Source organism: Actinospineispora acaciae DSM 45401, assembly GCF_000620785.1.
In the GTDB taxonomy this organism is placed as follows: domain Bacteria; phylum Actinomycetota; class Actinomycetes; order Mycobacteriales; family Pseudonocardiaceae; genus Pseudonocardia; species Pseudonocardia acaciae.
Map to the genome: position 1 here is coordinate 283404 of NZ_JIAI01000010.1, position 18014 is coordinate 301417.

At 71.3% G+C, this 18014-nt stretch carries 15 protein-coding genes; 5 read left to right on the forward strand and 10 right to left on the reverse strand.

Annotated elements, in window-relative coordinates:
- Positions 1-86 precede the first annotated feature (86 nt).
- Entirely contained in the window at positions 87-479 is a 393-nt protein-coding gene (locus tag N912_RS0135115) for a hypothetical protein (RefSeq protein ID WP_028926104.1), read from the forward strand.
- Between the two features lie 307 nt (positions 480-786).
- On the opposite strand, the gene N912_RS0135120 is transcribed toward N912_RS0135115, so the two are convergent.
- Together N912_RS0135120 and N912_RS0135125 are read right to left on the reverse strand one after the other, a co-directional pair.
- Positions 787-1641 (reverse strand): ABC transporter permease, encoded by an 855-nt coding sequence (locus tag N912_RS0135120; RefSeq protein ID WP_084211480.1) that lies wholly within the window; start codon positions 1639-1641, stop codon positions 787-789.
- The gene (locus N912_RS0135125; protein WP_051581232.1) at positions 1638-2660 is read right to left on the reverse strand and encodes an ABC transporter ATP-binding protein; all 1023 of its coding nucleotides are present in this window, start codon (positions 2658-2660) and stop codon (positions 1638-1640) included. The genes N912_RS0135120 and N912_RS0135125 overlap by 4 nt, the downstream gene beginning before the upstream one ends.
- A 249-nt stretch (positions 2661-2909) precedes the next feature.
- On the opposite strand from N912_RS0135125, the gene N912_RS0135130 reads away from it, so the two are divergent.
- Positions 2910-3515: an Rv3235 family protein gene (locus N912_RS0135130; RefSeq protein ID WP_028926107.1), complete on the forward strand. Its 606-nt coding sequence runs from the start codon at positions 2910-2912 to the stop codon at positions 3513-3515.
- A 159-nt stretch (positions 3516-3674) separates the two neighbouring features.
- On the opposite strand, the gene secA is transcribed toward N912_RS0135130, so the two are convergent.
- From secA to N912_RS0135150, 4 genes are all read right to left on the reverse strand, one after another.
- A complete protein-coding gene (gene secA / locus N912_RS56590) occupies positions 3675-6641 on the reverse strand; it encodes a preprotein translocase subunit SecA (RefSeq protein WP_064745478.1) in 2967 nt (988 codons plus the stop codon).
- 208 nt (positions 6642-6849) lie between these two features.
- Positions 6850-7518 (reverse strand): ribosome hibernation-promoting factor, HPF/YfiA family, encoded by a 669-nt coding sequence (hpf, locus tag N912_RS0135140; RefSeq protein WP_028926108.1) that lies wholly within the window; start codon positions 7516-7518, stop codon positions 6850-6852.
- Between the two features lie 219 nt (positions 7519-7737).
- A complete protein-coding gene (locus tag N912_RS56595) occupies positions 7738-8598 on the reverse strand; it encodes a ComF family protein (protein WP_156994238.1) in 861 nt (286 codons plus the stop codon).
- Positions 8599-8973: 375 nt separating this feature from the next.
- A complete protein-coding gene (locus N912_RS0135150) occupies positions 8974-9477 on the reverse strand; it encodes a carboxymuconolactone decarboxylase family protein (RefSeq protein ID WP_028926109.1) in 504 nt (167 codons plus the stop codon).
- Between the two features lie 154 nt (positions 9478-9631).
- Between N912_RS0135150 and N912_RS0135155 the strand changes: the two genes are divergently transcribed.
- A complete protein-coding gene (locus tag N912_RS0135155; RefSeq protein ID WP_028926110.1) occupies positions 9632-10783 on the forward strand; it encodes an FAD-dependent oxidoreductase in 1152 nt (383 codons plus the stop codon).
- On the opposite strand, the gene N912_RS56600 is transcribed toward N912_RS0135155, so the two are convergent.
- From N912_RS56600 to mtrA, 3 genes are all read right to left on the reverse strand, one after another.
- Positions 10771-12504: an LpqB family beta-propeller domain-containing protein gene (locus N912_RS56600; RefSeq protein ID WP_051581234.1), complete on the reverse strand. Its 1734-nt coding sequence runs from the start codon at positions 12502-12504 to the stop codon at positions 10771-10773. The two genes, N912_RS0135155 and N912_RS56600, sit on opposite strands and share 13 nt — an antisense overlap.
- Entirely contained in the window at positions 12501-14198 is a 1698-nt protein-coding gene (gene mtrB, locus N912_RS56605; RefSeq protein WP_084211496.1) for an MtrAB system histidine kinase MtrB, read from the reverse strand. Before mtrB ends, N912_RS56600 begins: the two co-directional genes overlap by 4 nt.
- Positions 14199-14268: 70 nt before the next feature.
- Complete coding sequence (gene mtrA, locus N912_RS0135170) at positions 14269-14946, reverse strand: MtrAB system response regulator MtrA (protein ID WP_028926111.1); 678 nt, start codon at positions 14944-14946, stop codon at positions 14269-14271.
- A gap of 45 nt (positions 14947-14991) precedes the next feature.
- Here mtrA and N912_RS0135175 point away from each other — a divergent pair, with 45 nt between their 5' ends.
- Entirely contained in the window at positions 14992-15480 is a 489-nt protein-coding gene (locus N912_RS0135175) for a VOC family protein (RefSeq protein WP_028926112.1), read from the forward strand.
- Between the two features lie 125 nt (positions 15481-15605).
- On the forward strand, positions 15606-17015 hold the full coding sequence (gene gad / locus N912_RS0135180) for a glutamate decarboxylase (protein WP_028926113.1): 1410 nt from the start codon (positions 15606-15608) through the stop codon (positions 17013-17015).
- 14 nt (positions 17016-17029) lie between these two features.
- Here the strand turns inward: gad and N912_RS0135185 are convergent, their stop codons facing one another.
- A complete protein-coding gene (locus N912_RS0135185) occupies positions 17030-17902 on the reverse strand; it encodes a sterol desaturase family protein (RefSeq protein ID WP_028926114.1) in 873 nt (290 codons plus the stop codon).
- Between the last annotated feature and the right edge of the window lie 112 nt (positions 17903-18014).

Here is an 18014-nt window from a genome sequence, read left to right on the forward strand (position 1 = left end):
AGGCCAGGTTCATTAACTATGTCCTGGTCATGCCCGCATGCGGTGCGGGCGGCCCTGTCTGTCTGGATTCACCGATGACTGCCGTCATGGAAAACAACGTCATGCAGTACCCGCTGGTCAGGTTCGTCGCGGACGGACTGCGCGACACCATCGCCTCGTTCGGCACCGGCGAACTGCCGCTGCACCGGCTCTCCTGGGAGCTGCACACTCGAATCGAGTCCCTCTCCGAGTTCGCCGGCCGGCGTTCGCTGGCCGAGCTGCGGTCCTGGCAGCGCTATGTCGAGGCCCTCGACACGGTGCTCAGGGAGACCGGCCGGGAGGGCCTGACCGCCCACGAAGAACACACCCTCGCCGGCGCGTTGGTTGCGCTGCGTGACACCCTCGACAAGCTCGACCCACCGGCCACAGCGGGCTCCGGGTCCCCGATTTCGGCCGGCGCCACGTCCGCTCGGCCCGACGGGGCGGCACCGGTCCGGTGATCCACGCCCGCCCCCGTGGCCACGGTCACGGCGGCCACCCGTGGCCACAAACCACCATCTGTGGCCATCACACCGGGCCTGGCCACCAACGGCTGTTTGTGGCCACCGAACCACCCGTGGCCACAAACAGCGACTTGTGGCCATCGAACGACCCATGGCCACAAAAGATCACTTGTGGCCATCACACCACGCGTGGCCACCAACGGTCACTTGTGGCCACCGAACACCCCGTGGCCACAAACAACAGCTTGTGGCCACCGCACCACCCGTGGCCACAAGCGACGACTTGTGGCCACCGCGAACGGCCTCAGTCCAGCGCCCGGCGGAGGAAGCCCTTGAGGCCGAGCCAGGCGAACCCGACGATGGCCGCCACGGTGACCAGCAGGCACAACCAGTACGGCAGGTGGGGGACCGACGGCACGAGCGATGCCCGGATCCCTTCGCTGACGTAGGTCAGGGGGTTGAGCGCGCAGAGCACCTGAAACCACCGCACGTTCGTCAGGGCCTGCCACGGGAACTGCACCGAACCGGTGAACATGAGCGGGGCGAAGATCACCGCGAACAGCACGTTGATCCGCCGCGCCGGCACCAGCGTGCCGATCGTCAGTCCCATCGTGCCGCCGAGCAGGGCGCCCAGCGCCGTGCTCAGCAGGGCCGGCGCCAACCCGCCGACCGGCCAGGACACGTCGTCCAGCACGAGGAACCCGACCGGCACCATGAGCACCGCCGCGAGCAGCCCGCGCAACGCGCCGAACACGATCTTCTCCACCCCGACCCACGGGATCGGGATGGGCGCGAGCAGCCGGTCCTCGATCTCCCTGGTCCAGGCGAAGTCCAGGACCAGCGGGAACGCCACCGCCTGCAGCGCACCGAAGAACGCGTTCAGCGCGAGCAGCCCGGGGAGCATGATCCGCCCGTAGTCGCCGGTCACGAACCCCGCGCCGCCGAGCACGGTGGCGAAGATGAACAGGAAGAAGAACGGCTGGATCAACACCTGCGCGAGGAACGCGCCCAGCTCCTTACCGGTGACGTGCACGTCCCGGCTCAGCACGGCGAGGAACACCCGCGCCGAGGATGACGGCTGCCCCGCCGCGTCCGGCCCCGGTCCGCCGGGCTCGCTCGCCCACGGCCGCCGTGACGTCCGCTCGACCGAACGACTCATCGCAGCTCCCTCCCGGTCAGGTGGATGAACACGTCCTCCAACGTCGACTCGCCGAGCGACAGGTCGGCGACCGACGCGCCCCGGGCCGACAGCGCCGACACCACCGGCCCCACCACCGCCGCCGGCTCATCGGTCACATACACGCGCAACCGACACGCCCCACCGCCGTCGTCCTCCGCCGCGGCACCGAGCGGTTCGACCCGCTCCACCCCCGGCAGCGCGGCCAACGCGGCGGCCAGCCCGTCCACCGCCACCCCGTCGGCGCGCACGCTCGCCTCCAGGGTCGCGCTGCCCGGCAACGACCTGACCAGCGCGGCGGGCGTGTCCAAGGTGAGCATCCGGCCGTGGTCGACGATGCCCACCCGGTCGGACAGCTTCGCGGCCTCGTCCATGTCGTGCGTGGTCAGCACGACCGTCACGCCCTCCTCGTGCAGCGCCCGCACCCGGTCGTGCACGAACAGCCGGGCCTGCGGGTCCAGCCCGGTCGACGGCTCGTCCAGGAACAGCACCTCCGGCCGATGCATCAGCCCGCGCGCGATCATCAGCCGCTGCGACTGGCCGCCGGAGAGGTTGTCCACGCTCTGGTTCGCCTTGTCCGCCAGCCCCATCCGTTCGAGCATCTCGTCGGCCCGCGCGGCGCGATCGGCCCGGGACATGCCGTGGTACGCGGCGTGGAAGATCAGGTTGTTGCGGGTGGACAGCGACCGGTCCAGGTTGACCCGCTGCGGCACCACGCCGAGCCGCCCGCGCACCGCGACGCTGTCGCGCACCACGTCCAGCCCGGCCACCCTGGCCACCCCGCCGGTGGGCACCACCCGGGTGGTGAGCACGCCCACGGTCGTCGTCTTGCCGGCGCCGTTCGGCCCGAGCAGCCCGAACACCTCGCCGCGCCGCACCGTGAACGACAGCCCGTCCACCGCGTTGACGGGGCTCTTCGGATACCGCTTGACCAGCTGGTCGACCTCCACCGCGAGCTCCTCGCCGTGCTCGCGGTCGCGCGCGAAACCGTTGCCGGACATCGCTCCCCCCTCTTCGAGACGATCCGCACAGCCTGGCCTGTCCACGCCCAACCGGCCACCGATATCGCGCAACCTCCGGAGTCCGCACCCGCGATTTCGCCAAACGCCCCCGGGCGTGGCCGCCCGCCGTCCATACTGATCGCGCCCGCCTCGCCGATGCCCGTTCGGCGGTGATCCGGCGTCCGGTCGTGCCCGGTCGTCTCTCCGTAGCCCAGCTATCGAATGCGCGCGTGCGCGCTCGGGAGAGACATGACCTCGACGATCGACAAGCCTGCCGGCGCGGGTCGCCCGGTGGTACGCCGACTTGCCGACGAGCTGTTCCGCGCCGCGCCGGACCCGCCACCGCCACCGCCGCCGCCCGCCCCGGAGCCCACGCCCGGCCCCGACCCGAACGAGCGCGAGGTACGAGCGCGCGCCGTGCTCGTGCTCCGGCTGATCATCGAGGTCCTCGACCGCCGCCGCCCGATCGCCCAGCTGACCGGCCTGGTCACCGCCCCGGTCCGCCGCTACGTGCTGGCCGCGACCGGCCGCCTCGACGAGCCCCGTTACCGCCCCGGCGCCGCACCCCGCCCCGCCCGCACCAACCCAACCGCCCGCGCCACCACCGCCGGCTACGCCGGTCCGGCCCTCGGCCCGATCCGGGTGTGCCGGCCCGCCGCCGGAGTCGCCGAGGTCAGCGCCGTGTGGCGGTACCGAGGCCGGTGCCGCGCCCTGGCCGCCCGCTTCGAGCTGCTCAGCCTCGACCAGCTCGTCCCCGACGACCTCGAAGTCCCCGAGCCCGACCCCGCCGACACCGACAACCCCGCCAAAACCCGCCCACCCCGCTGGTGCTGCACAGCCCTACGCCTCGGCTGACCACCAACCCGGCCGCCCGCACACAGCGAGTTGCCGCCGCACACATGTTGCGGCATGTGCGCCGCGTACGAACGTGGTGTGCCGGTGCCCCCGGCGGCGTGGGCGCGGGCGGTGGCGTGGGCGTCCACGGTGGTGGCGTGGGCGCGGGCGGTGGCGTGGCTAGCGGGGGGCGCCGGTGCGGGCGCCGTGGCAGTGCTTGTACTTGCGGCCGGAGCCGCACGGGCACGGCTGGTTGCGGGACGGCTCCGCCCCGCCCGCGGAACGACCGGCGCCCTGGCCCCCGCGACCACCACCGCCGCCGCTGCGGGACTCGCTGCCGTCCTCGGCCGGGCCGCTGTACTGCAGCGCGCCGGTGTTGGTCGGGCCGCCGATGCCGGCGCCGCGCAGTGCGGCGGGCACGTTGCGGGTCGGGTCGTCCTCGACGTCCCCGGCCGCGGTCGGGTCGGTGGCCGGGCCGGCGTGGCGGCCACGTTTACCGGACGGGGTGCCGCCGGTCGCCGCCGCGCCGTCGGTGGCGGGCGCGGCCGAGGGCGTGACGCCGCTGGCCGGCTCGGCCGCGCTGCTCTCGTTGCTCGCGGGCGCGAACGGCATGCCTTGGCGGGTGGTCTCCTCCACCGGCGCCACCTGGACGTTGAACAGGTAGCCGATGGCCTCTTCCTTGATCCCGTCCATCATGGCAGCGAACATGTCGTAGCCCTCGCGCTGGTACTCGATCAGCGGGTCGCGCTGGGCCATCGCGCGCAGGCCGATGCCCTCCTTGAGGTAGTCCATCTCGTAGAGGTGCTCGCGCCACTTGCGGTCCAGCACGGTGAGCAGGATCTGCCGTTCCAGCTCGCGCATGCCACCCTGCGCGGGGATCGTCTCGTCGATCTCGGCCTCACGCCGCTGGTAGGCATCCCTGGCGTCGGCGAGGACGGAGTCGTAGATCAGGTCGCGGGTCAGCTCGACGACCTCGCCGGTCTCGTCCTCGTCCTGCATGAGGTCCTGCCAGCGGATGCTGATCGGGTACAGCGTGCCCAGCGCCGTCCACAGCGCGTCCATGTCCCAGTCCTCGGCGAAGTTGTCCGAGGTGGCGCCGTCGATGTACGCGCCGATGACGTCGGCGAGCATGTGCTCGACCTGCTCGCGCAGGTTCTCCCCGGCGAGCACCCGGCGGCGCTCGTCGTAGATCACCATGCGCTGCTTGTTCATCACCTCGTCGTACTTGAGGACGTTCTTGCGGATCTCGAAGTTCTGCTGCTCGACCTGCGTCTGCGCGCTGCGGATGGCCTTGGTGACCATGCCGGCCTCGATCGGCACGTTGTCCGGCACGTTCAGCCGGTTCATGATCGACTCGACGGCCTGGCCGTTGAACCGGCGCATCAGCTCGTCGCCGAGCGAGAGGTAGAACCGGGACTCGCCCGGGTCGCCCTGCCGGCCGGACCGGCCGCGCAGCTGGTTGTCGATCCGCCGCGACTCGTGCCGCTCGGTGCCGAGCACGTACAGCCCGCCGGCCCGCTTGACCTCTTCGGCCTCGGCGGCGACCTCGGCGCGGGCCTCGGCGAGCGCGGCGTCCCAGGCGGCCTCGTACTCCTCGCGCGTCTCCACCGGGTCCAGCCCGCGCTCGCGCAGCTCCAGGTCGGCCATGAACTCGGGGTTGCCGCCGAGCATGATGTCGGTGCCTCGACCGGCCATGTTCGTGGCCACCGTGACCGCCCCGGCCCGGCCGGCCTGCGCCACGATGATGGCCTCCCGCTCGTGGTGCTTGGCGTTGAGCACCTCGTGCGGGACGCCGCGCGCGACCAGCAGCTTGGACAGGTACTCCGACTTCTCCACGCTGGTGGTGCCGACCAGCACCGGCTGGCCTGCCCGGTTGCGCTCGGCGATGTCGTCGGCCACCGCGTCGAACTTGGCCGGCTCGGTCTTGTAGATCAGGTCGGAGCGGTCCTCCCTGATCATCGGCTTGTTGGTCGGGATGGTGACCACGTTCATCTTGTAGATCTGGTGCAGCTCGGCCGCCTCGGTCTGGGCGGTACCGGTCATCCCGGCCAGGGTCTTGTAGAGCCGGAAGTAGTTCTGCAGGGTGACGGTGGCCAAGGTCTGGTTCTCGGCCTTGATCTCCACCTTCTCCTTGGCCTCGATGGCCTGGTGCATGCCCTCGTTGTAGCGCCGGCCCATCAGCACCCGGCCGGTGAACTCGTCGACGATGAGCACCTCGCCGTCGCGGACGATGTAGTCCTTGTCCCGCTTGAACAGCTCCTTGGCCTTGAGCGCGTTGTTCAGGTAGCCGACCAGCGGGGTGTTCGCCGCCTCGTAGAGGTTGTCGATGCCGAGCTGGTCCTCGACGTAGGCGACGCCCTCCTCGCTGACCCCGACGGTGCGCTTGCGCTCGTCCACGTCGTAGTGCACGTCGCGCAGCATCAGCGGCGCCAGCCGGGCGAACTCGGTGTACCAGCGCGCGCTCTGCTCGGCCGGCCCGGAGATGATCAGCGGGGTACGGGCCTCGTCGATGAGGATGGAGTCCGCCTCGTCGACGACCGCGAAGTTGTGCCCGCGCTGGACCATGTCCTCGGTCAGCCAGGTCATGTTGTCGCGCAGGTAGTCGAAGCCGAACTCGTTGTTCGTGCCGTACGTGATGTCCGAGGTGTACGCCACGCGCCGCTCGGCCGGCGTCATCTCGGACAGGATCACCCCGACGGTCAGCCCGAGGAACCGGTGGATGCGGCCCATGTTCTCCGCGTCGCGCTTGGCCAGGTAGTCATTCACCGTGACCACGTGCACGCCCTTGCCGGAGATCGCGTTGAGGTACGCGGCGAGCACACAGGTGAGCGTCTTGCCCTCACCGGTCTTCATCTCGGCGACGCTGCCCCTGTGCAACGCGGCGCCGCCCATCAGCTGCACCTTGAATGGGCGCTGCCCGATGGTGCGCACGGCGGCCTCCCGAGCCACCGCGAACGCCTCGGGGAGCAGGTCGTCGAGCGACTCGCCCTGCTCGTGGCGTTCCCGGAACTCGTCGGTCTTGGCCCGCAACTCCGCGTCGGAGAGCTTCTTGACCTCGGGTTCGAGGGTCTCGACATAGTCGGCAAGACGCGCGAGCCGGCGCACCAACTTCGTCTCACCAGCACGGAGCAGACGGTTCAGGACCACCGGAAGACCTCAGCTCTGTTCGCGATGCGCCGCTCTGAGCGGCCGCCTTTCCCCACCATGGTAGGCACTGCCTGGACGCACCGAAGGCACGGGCTTACCGCCCGTGCCTTCGGATTCCTCAGCATTGATGTCCAGTTGTCCGATGATCGGCGCCGAAGTGGCGGGCACGCTCCTCCGCGTATCGGGATCGAGGGCGCCCGCGACCCGTTCAGGCTAGCCGAATCACCCCGTAGTCGTAGCCCTTTCGCCGGTACACGACGCTGGGCAGCCCGGTTTCGGCACAGGAGAACAGGTAGAAGTCGTGGCCGACGAGCTCCATCTGGGACAGCGCCTCGTCCAGCGACATGGGCTTGGCCGGGTGTTCCTTCTCCCGCACGATCCGGCCGGGCTGGCTTTCATGGTCCACGGCGTTGCGCGGCGACGGGATGTCCACCTCGGGCATCCGCTCACCGTGCTCTGTGCCGATCGACTCGCCGATCGACTCGCTCATGGTCTCCGAGTCCAGCACCGCGGTGCCGGCGACCGGTCCCGCGCCGCTCATGGTGCGGACCGTGCCGCGTGCCCTGCGGCCGTACGGAACCCTGCGACGATCGTGCGCGCGGCGCAGCCGGGACTCGAGCTTGCCGACCGCGCTGTCCAGGGCCGCGTAGAAGTCCGGGCCGCAAGCCTCTGCCCGGGCGACGGGCCCGCACCCGCGTCCGGTGATCTCGACCCGTTGACAGCTCTTCGCCTGCCGGCGGTTCGGCTCGTGGAAGAGCTCGACCTCCATTCCCACGATCTTGTGGTCGTACCGTTCCAGTCGGGCGAGCTTGTCGGCGACATGGACCCTGAAGTGATCCGGAACCTCGACGTTCCGACCAGTGACGACTATCTCCACTCGGACCTCCCTCGCACTCCGCGTCGGGAAAACTCTTCGCTCGGTTGGGTAGCACCCGTCGAGCTGGTCACTCGTCCTTCACCACGTGTTCAGGCGGTGGGAGGCACCGTAACCTGCATCACGTTGCGAGAACACCCCCTACCGGACAGGAGCCCCCACCTGGGCGGAGACGGTTCCCTGATCGGCCCCGAATGGCTAGGCTGGGATGGTTGGGCTCGTTTACGACCACCCCCGTCGCGGCTCGCCGGACCCGGCTCTGACCTGGGCAAACCGGGCGGCGTGCAATCGTCCTCCGAAAGTGTCATTACGTCGCCGGCCGACGAATTCGGCGTCACGCGAACCGGTCGCGTCGCAGAGAACGAGCGCGCCGCGGACGGTCACGCCGGCCTCGGCGAGCGTCGCGACGCAGTTGCGCAGCGTGGCCCCGGTGGTCACGACGTCATCCACCAGTAGGACCGTCACTCCGGGCGGCGGTAACCCGGCCGGACGCGGCAGCACCCGGCCGCGCAGGTTCGCCCAGCGCGCCGCCGGGTCGAGGCCGACCGAGTCACGCCCGCCCCGGCGCATCCGCAGCGCCGCGCTCACCCCGACCGAGCCGCCCTCGGCGGCCAGCCGCTCCGCGACCTGCTCGGCCAGCACCAGCACGTGGTCGATCCCGCGCGAGCGGATCGCGGCCGCCCGCGACGGCGCCGGTACCAGCCAGCACGGCCGCGCGAGCGGTGCGACGCCACCGGTCGCGCCCCAGGCGGGCGGGGCGGCCAGGATCGCGGCGGCCAGCATCGCGGCCAACGGCGCCGCGAGCTCGCGCCGGCCGTGCTCCTTGTAGGCCAGCAGCGCGGCGCGCAACGGGCCGGCGTACCCGCCCACCGCGAGCGTCGGCGGCACGGCGGCCAGCCCCCGGAGACCGCACACCAGCCGGGGCGGGCCGGCGCCGGTGGCACACCTGGCGCACCAGGAGCGGCCCGCCGCGCCGCATCCGCCGCACACCACCGGGAGCACGAGGTCCATCAGGCCGGCGAGCAGTGAGCGGGGACGCGAGGGCGGGGAGCCTCGTGAGCGGGAGAGCTGTGCGTGGGTCATGTGGCCAGCGTGGCGGATCGGCCTTGACGCCGGGGCGATTGAAGATCAACATGTCTGGGTTGTCCACATTGGGCCGGTTGTCCACATGGATCGGGGGCGGGCCTTGACAGTGGGAGCGGGTCCGCACTCAGGAGTTCTGCGTGTGGCTTCGGGCGAACGCCCGCGGGGTGGCCTTGACCGCGTGGCTTGTTGGGGTCTCGCGCATGGCGCGGGGTGTGCGGGACCCCAGGTAGGTATGCGGCGGTTGACCCATGCGCACGGCAGGTACCCCCGGAGCGGCTGCGCAAGATCGTCACCGTGCGGATGATCCGTGCGTCGAGGTCGCGCTCCTACCCGACGGCAGGGTCGCCGTCCGCGCCGGCGAGCTCGACACGCCTATCTGACCGGCTCTACCCCCAGCACCCTCGCGAACTGCCCGAACATCCAGTAGTACCCCACGACCTGCACCAGCTCGACGATCTCCCGGTCACTCAACGCGGCACGGACCGGCGCGAACGTCGCATCGTCCACCCTCAGCCCCCGCGCCACCGCCGTCGCGAACCTGAGTACCGCAAGATCCACCCCACCGAACGCGGCCTCGTCCCCCCGGTAGATCGCGTCCCGTTCCGCCAGCGTAAGTGGATCGTCCGACAGGACGTGCCGGGCGCGCACGTAGTCGTCCCCGAGCACCGCCGCGGCCGCATGCGTCGCGATCTCACGCAGCCGCGCCGGCAACGCGAGCTGCGTGACCTGCTGCATCCCGAGCCGCATCAGCGTCCCCGCGGTCGCCTCGGCGTGGGCGACCATCAGGAACAGGTTCGAGTTCGGCGGCAGCCTGGCGTGCCACTCCCGCAGGTCGGCGGGCAGGGCGGAGGCGTCGGCGTACGGAATGCGGGCCACGCACGGAGCCTATGACCCTCAGGTAGGTTGGAGACGTCTTCTCACCGGAGAGCCCACAGGGTTCTCGCAGGCCGCGCGCCTCACCGACAGGTTTCTTGACGTCACACGGCATCAAGAAGGTGGGAGTCGAACCCCGACTCCGGTGAGGTATGTCTTGATCAACCCCCACGTCATCGTGATCGGCGCCGGCCTGGGCGGGCTGTGCCTTGCGCACGGGCTGCGCCGCGCCGGCATCGACGTCGCCGTCTACGAACGCGACGTCGACGAGTCCGCCCGCCCCCAGGGTCACCGCCTGCACATCGACGCGCGCGGCCGGAAAGCCCTGGCGGCGACCCTGCCCGAGCACCTGTTCTCACGCCTGGCCGCGACCATCCGGCGGCCGGCGCCGAGAGTGAACGGATTCGACCACCACCTGCGCGCCACCGGCGTGTTCCCCCTGGACGACCCGACGCCGGAGCCCGGTCACGCCGAGATGCCCGCGCACACCGTGATCGAAAGGCACGTCCTGCGGCGGATCCTGCTGACCGGGATCGAGGACGTCGTTCACTACGGACGCCGCTGCGTCGGCTACGACACCAACGGCGACGGCGTCACCGCGCGGTTCGACGACGGCAGCACCGCGACCGGCTCGATACTGGTCGGCGCGGACGGCATCAGTTCGGCGATACGCGCGCGCCGGCTGCCACACGCGCGGGTCATGGACACCCGGGCGCGCCTGATCTACGGCCGGGTGCCGCTGACCCCCGAACTGCGCCGCACCCTCCCACCGGCCATGTTCAGCGTGTTCAACTCCGTGCTCGGCCCGGACCGGCGCTTCGTCGGCATCGCGCCGGTGGCGGACACCCTCGCCGTGATGTTCGGCTGCCGCCGCGAACGCCTGGGCCTGCCCGACCACGACCTTCGCGCCGCGCCCGGCCACCACCTGCGCGACCTCGTACAAGAACACCTGACCGGCTGGCACCCCCTGATGACCAGGATCGTCGACGCCTGGGACCCGGACAGCGTCCACCCCGTCGTCGTACACACCAGCGTCCCCGTCCCGCCCTGGAAACCGTCGAACGTGACGCTGCTCGGCGACGCGATCCACGCCATGAGCCCGGCCGCCGGCGCGGGCGCCAACATGGCCCTCCGGGACGCCTCGGAGCTCACTTCAGCACTCGCCGCCGCGCTCACCCACCACCGCCCACTCCTGGACGCCATCGGCGACTACGAGCACGCAATGACCACCGAAGGCTTCCGCATGGTCCGCGTCTCGGCGGCGAACGCGACCCGCACCCTCGGGGCGGACCCGATTCAGCCCGGGTAGCCGGCGATCGACGACGCCGACCCGCCGACAAGCTGGCGCCAGCTTCCCAGGTCGTCGGCGCCGTAGGTCCACAGGCCGTTCTGGTCGGTGACGAGCAGCGGCCGCCCGGGGGAACTCGCGATCGCCGACACCGGCGGCGTCAGGTTGTTGGTGGACAGCGAGTGCATGTCCAGGCCGTCCACGGACACGACGGTCACGGCTGAGTCGGCGGTGCGCCCGGCCACCACGAGCTGGTCGGAAGCGCGCCAGTCCACCGCGAGCAGGGTGTTCAGCTCGGCCGGGCGCAGCAGCCGGACGTTGCGCAGGGCCGCGGTGCCGTTGGACGAGCGGGACACCGCCGCCACGGCCAGCATGCCGCCCACCACGGCCGCGACCCGCATGCCGTCCTTGGACAGCCGCAGGTCGTTGACCGGGCCGAGCACGGTGAGCTCGGCGGCGTCGACCGGAGCGACCACGGCGTGCCGGGCCGGGTCGAGCACCCGCATCACGGACCTGCCGTCCCGGACCGTCCAGATCTCGTTGCCGGTCGGCGTCCAGGTGGGGCGGGTCAGGGCGCCGCCCTGCACGCCGGTCGGGGCCAGCGGGCCGCCGATCCTGCCGATCATGAGCTGGCGGCCGGACTGGCGGTTCACCGCGGCGAGGCGCTGGCCGTCGGGGGACATGGTGGCGGCGGTCAGGTCGTAGCCGCCGGAACCGGTCGGGCCGGCCAGCGGGCCGCCCAGCTCGCCGGCGGTCAGGGTGCGCGCCTTGCCGCCGACCACGACCAGGCCGGGCACGTCCGAGCGGGGGCCGTCGGCGTTGTCGAGGTCGGCGAAGAACTCCCTGGTCAGGTCGGGGTGGTCGACGACCAGCGGGGCGCCGTCGACGTAGAGGCGGACCTTGGGGACGTTCACCTCGGCGAGGCTGAGCACGACCTGGGCCGCGAGCAGCCGGCGCTGGCCGTCGTCCAGGTCGCCGAGCTCGGTGAGGTCGACCATGAGCGCGCGGTCCTGGCTCTCGGCGACGTTGGAACGCAACCGGGCGGCGTGCGGGACGGCGGTCACGACCGCGCCGGTCAGGGCCTCGGACGGGCCGTCGAGCAGCTGGTCGATCACCCGCGAGGGCAGCGTGCGGGCCGGGGTGGACGGCAGGTACCGCACGTCGGGCACCAGGCTGCGGCGCATCGGGTCCAGGAAGTAGATGCGCACGGACTTGAAGTTCGACTTGAAGTCGGACAGCCGCACGATCGTCCCGCTCGGCGGGCCGTCGATGCGCCACTGGCCGTTGATCCGGGCCACCTGGATGTCCATCTCGATCGGCGCCTGCGCCTGCACGAAGCTGCCGTTGGCCATCACCCGGCCGAGCTGGGTGCCGCGCAGCCTGACCACGGCGCGGTCGCCCTCCCCGGGCGAGCGGGCGTAGACCGTGCCGAACTGCTCGGAGAGCACCGTCAGCGAGGAGTTGTCGTCCCAGCTCTGCGCCGGGTCGGTGAGGAAGCGCCTGGCCGCGGCGTGCCGGTTCTCGGCGCTGCCGGAGGCGTTGACAAAGCCCCGGACCAGGTCGAGCGGGTTGGCGTTGTCGCTGGGCCCCGGCGGGAGTACCGGACGGTCGCCCTCGGTGACCTTGCGGATCACCTGCACCGGGGAGTCGCCGGGCACCGACGCGCATCCGGTCGCGGTGGCCACCACCGCGGCCAGCGCGATGACCAGGACGGTGAGCGGGTGCTTGCGAGGGCTCCTCACCGCTGCTCGCCCGTCCCGCTCGAACCGACCCGCTCCGCGTCGTCAACATCCGCGTCGTCAACATCCACGTCATCGACGTCCACATCGTCGACGTCCGGCTCGTCGTCGGACGCCACCACCGCCAGCGCGGGCGGCGCCGGCTCCAGCGGCTCCTCGGTCGGCACCAGCGGCAGCGGGCTTCCCTCCAGCTCGCCGCCGCGCTGCCGGGGCAGGGTCAACCGGAACGCCGCGCCGCGCCCCGGCTCGCCCCACGCCTGCAGCCACCCGCCGTGCAACCGCGCGTCCTCCAGGCTGATCGACAGCCCCAGCCCGGTACCGCCGCTGCGCCGGGCCCGCGAGGCGTCCGCGCGCCAGAACCGGTTGAACACCAGCCCGGCCTCGCCCGGCTTCAGCCCCAGCCCGTGGTCCCTGACCAGCACCGCGACCGACCGCTCGTCACACCCGAGCCGGATCTTCACCGGCTTGCCCTCGCCGTGGTCGATCGCGTTGGCCACCAGGTTGCGCACGATCCGCTCCACCCGGCGCGGGTCGATCTCGGCGTAGATGCCCTCCGGCACGTCCAGCTCCAGCTCGGTGCCGGTCTCCTCGACCAGCACCCGCACCGCCTCCACCGCGTGCAGCACCACGCCGTGCATGTCCGTCCGCTCGGCGCCCAGCTCGGCCTGGCCCGCGTCCAGCCGGCTGATCTCCAGCAGGTCGGCGAGCAGCGACTCGAACCGGTCCAGCTCGTCCACCAGCAGCTCGGCCGAGCGGGCCAGGCCGCCGCCGAACTGTTCGCGGCTGGCGTGCAGCACGTCGGCGGCCATCCGCACGGTGGTCAGCGGGGTCCGCAGCTCATGGCTGACGTCCGAGGTGAACCGCCGCTGCAGCGCGCCGAACTCCTCGAGCTGGCGGATCTGGTTCTGGATGCTGGACGCCATCTCGTTGTACGACTCGGCGAGCCGGGCCACCTCGTCGTCGCCCTTGACCGGCATCCGTTCCTCCAGATGCCCGTCGGCGAACCGCTCGGCGATCTCGGCGGCCTGCTGCACCGGGCGCACCACCTGGCGGGTGACCAGGCTGGCCACGGCGGCCAGCAGCAGGATCAGCACCAGCCCGCCGACGATCAGCGTGCTCTGCACCAGCCCGAGCGTGCGCTGCTCGGCCGCCATCGAGAACAGCAGGTAGAACTGCAGGTCGCGGCCGGCGGTACGGACCGGCTGGCCGTAGATCACCATCGGCACGCCGTCGACGGTCTGGAACTCGCGGGCCAGCACCCCGCTCTGCACCGCGCGGCGCAGGTCCGGCGGGATGAGGTGCAGGTCGCCGGCGGAGCGCACGCCGTTCACCGTGTCGCCGGTGGTGAGCACCGGGCGGAAGTCGCCGGCGTTCTCCGCGCGCGGCTGGTCGGTCATGGTGGCCGCGCTGAGCCGGTCCAGGGCCTTGTTCAGGGTGCCCTGCACGTACTCGTCGTCCGGGTTCACCCCGGACAGGTCGCGCTCCAGCACCGCGGTGGCCTGTTCCATCTGCGCCCGGGCAGCGGTGATCTTGCCCTGGACCAGCCGGTCGGCGATCTGGGTCTGCAGCACCAGGCCGAGCACCAGCACCACGCCGCTGCACAGCGCCAGCGTGCTCACCGTCACCCGCAGCTGCAGCGACCGCCGCCAGATCGCCCCGAAGATCGCGCTGACCTCGACGGTCGCGCGCCGCACCATGCGGTACACGGCCCGCGTCCGCCGGAAGCCGCCGCGGTCGGGACGAGGGCTCACAGCACCCCGCTGCGGATCATGGCGGGCCGGCCTTGTACCCCACGCCGCGCACGGTCAGCACCACCTCGGGTCGTTCCGGGTCACGCTCGACCTTGGACCGCAGCCGCTGCACGTGCACGTTCACCAACCGGGTGTCCGCGGCGTGCCGGTAGCCCCAGACCTGCTCGAGCAACACCTCGCGAGTGAACACCTGTCGAGGCTTGCGGGCCAATGCCACCAACAGGTCGAACTCCAGCGGGGTCAGCGAGATCGGCTGGCCGTTGCGGGTGACCTGGTGCGCCGGCACGTCGATGCTCACCTCGCCGACGGTCAGCATCTCGGCCGGCTCGGCGTCGGTGCGCCGCAGCCGGGCCCGGATGCGGGCCACCAGCTCCTTGGGCTTGAACGGCTTGATCACGTAGTCGTCCGCGCCCGACTCCAGTCCGAGCACCACGTCCACCGTGTCGCTCTTCGCGGTGAGCATGACGATCGGCACCCCGGACTCGGCGCGGATCGCCCGGCAGACGTCGATCCCGTTCATGCCGGGCAGCATCAGGTCGAGCAGCACCACGTCGGGGCGCAGCTCGCGGACCGCTGGCATCGCGCGCGGACCGTCGGACACAACAGCCGTGTCGAACCCCTCCCCCCGCAGCACGATCGTGAGCATCTCGGCCAGCGCCGGGTCGTCGTCGACCACCAGTACGCGCGACTTCATAGCGCACATCGTGTCATCCCCTCCCAACCGCCTTACCCTGGAGGTATGGGTATTAGAAGGCTCAACCACGCGGTGCTCTACGTACGCGATGTGGAGCGCAGCGTGACCTTCTACCGAGACGTGCTCGGCTTCCGCGAAGTGCACCGCCTGCCGGGCGCCGCGTTCCTGCTCGCGCCCGACTCCGACAACGACCACGACCTGGGCCTGTTCCAGGTCGGCGCGGACGCCGCGAACTCCCCCGCCGGCCGGGGCGCCGTCGGCCTCTACCACCTGGCCTGGTCCGTACCCACCCTCGCCGACCTGGCCGACCACGAACGCCGACTCCGTGAAGCAGGCGCCCTGGTCGGCGCCTCCGACCACATCACCACCAAGGCCCTCTACGCCCACGACCCCGACGGCCTGGAGTTCGAAGTCTCCTGGCTGGTCCCCGCCCAACACGTCACCACCGAAATGAAGTCCGCCCCCACCACCCGCCCCCTCAACCTGGACGCCGAGATCGCCAAGTACGGCCCCGACCTCGTAGGCATGGCCTAAGCCCGCACGCGCTCGTCCGCGAGTCGGGGATTTCGTCAGGGTGAGTCGCGGATTCCAGCAGACCGGCCACGGCCCGCCGCGCGTCCGCACCGACCCGCGCCGCCGGCCGCAGTACCGTGCGCGCCATGCCGCTGACCCACCCCGGCCATCCCGGCCATCCCGCCCATCGCGGCCGGCGCGACCTGGGCGTGAACCCGGTGTTCGCCCGCGAGCCGCTGCGGGTCGCCCGCGACGAGCTGCCCGTACACGGCATGGACCCGGACATCGCGTACCAGATCACCCACGACGAGCTGATGCTCGACGGCAACGCCCGGCTCAACCTGGCCACCTTCGTCACCACCTGGATGGAGCCGCAGGCCACCCGGCTGATGTCCGAGTGCTTCGACAAGAACATGATCGACAAGGACGAGTACCCGCGCACCGCCGAGCTGGAGGAGCGGTGCGTGCGGATGCTCGCCAAGCTGTGGCACTGCCCGGACCCGCACACCACCGTGGGCTGCTCCACCACCGGCTCGTCCGAGGCGTGCATGCTCGCCGGCCTGGCCCTCAAGCGCCGCTGGCAGCTGGCCGGCAAGGGGTCCGGCAAGCCCAACATCGTGATGGGCATCAACGTCCAGATCTGCTGGGAGAAGTTCGCCAACTTCTGGGAGGTCGAGCCGCGCTACGTGCCGATGGAGGGCGAGCGGTTCACGCTGTCCGCCGAGGAGGCCGTCAAGCTGGTCGACGAGAACACCATCGGCGTGGTGGCCATCCTCGGCTCCACGTTCGACGGCTCCTACGAACCGATCGCCGAGATCGCGGCCGCGCTGGATGAGCTGGCCGAGCGCACCGGCCTGGACGTCCCGATCCACGTCGACGGCGCGTCCGGGGCGATGATCGCGCCGTTCCTGGACCCGGAGCTGGACTGGGACTTCCGGCTGTCACGGGTGGCGTCGATCAACACGTCTGGCCATAAGTACGGACTGGTGTACCCGGGCGTGGGCTGGGTGGTCTGGCGGGACGCGGCGGCGCTGCCCGAGGAGCTGGTGTTCCGGGTCAACTACCTCGGCGGCGACATGCCGACCTTCGCGCTGAACTTCTCCCGGCCGGGGGCGCAGGTCGCCGCGCAGTACTACAACTTCCTGCGGCTCGGGTTCGAGGGCTACCGGGTCGTGCAGCGGCACTGCCGGGACGTGGCCACCCGGCTGGCCGGCGAGATCGCCGCGCTCGGCCCGTTCCGGCTGCTCACGGGCGGTGACCAGCTACCGGTGTTCGCGTGCACGCTGAACGAGGGCGTCACCGGGTTCTCGGTGTTCGACGTGGCGGCGGCGCTGCGGGAGAACGGGTGGCTGGTGCCGGCGTACACCTTCCCGGCCAACCGCACCGACCTGGCCACGCTGCGGTTCGTGGTCCGCAACGGCTTCAGCCACGACATGGCCGATATGCTGCTCGCCGACCTGCGCCGCGCGTTGCCTCGGCTGGGCGCGCAGCCAGGGCCGGTGCGGGGTACGGAGTCCGCCGGGTTTGCCCACGGCGCCGGCTCGACGAGCCACTGACTCGGGCGGCGGGGTCAGCCCGGTTGCCAGCCGGGTGGGGCGAAGACGTACGCCCAGCGGTCGCGCCAGGTGCGGGCGCGGCGGACGTCGCGGGCGATCGCGGCGTACTCGCCAAACTGCAGCTTGAGCAGGTTGTAGGTGTTCACCGGCTTGGTCAGGCCGTAGCGCGGGCGGTGCCTCTCGGCCGCGAAGGTGCCGAACATCCGGTCCCAGATGATCAGGATGCCGGCGTAGTTCTTGTCCAGGTACTCCGGGTCGCTGCCGTGGTGCACCCGGTGGTGGGACGGGGTGTTGAACACGAACTCGATCGGGCGCGGCAGCTTGTCGATCGCCTCGGTGTGCACCCAGAACTGGTAGATCAGGTTGATCGAGAAGCCGGTGTAGACCATCCAGGGCGGCATGCCCAGCGCCGGCAGCGGGACCCAGATCAGCGTCTCGAACCAGAGGTTCCACTTCTGCCGCAGCGCGGTGGTGTAGTTGAAGTACTCGCTGGAGTGGTGCGCCTGGTGCGCCGCCCAGATCAGCCGGACCCGGTGCGAGAGCCGGTGGTAGCAGTACCAGAGCAGGTCCACGCCGACGATCAGCAGCACCCAGGTCCACCAGGCGTCGGCGGGGAGATGCCAGGGCGCGACGTAGACGTACAACACCGCGAACCCGACCAGCGACACCGTCCGGAACGCGATGGCCACCCCGGAGCCGATCACGCCCATCAACAGGCTGGTACGGGCATCGCGCAGTTCGTACCCACGCCGCGGCGGCCGGTCGGGCTCGTCGCCGTCGCCGTCGCCGTGCCGCAGCGCGACCAGCTCGAACACGATGAACAGCAGGAACACCGGGAACGCATAGCTGACCGGGTCGCGCAGCTGCTCCGCCATCGACTCGAACACGCCGACCTCCTCGGACTACCCGTGAGTGGCCAGGGCCGCTATGGCGGCCCTAGCCACTCACGGGTACGAACTCGTCGGTAACTTACCGCCGCGGCGGTGGCCGTCGGTAGGG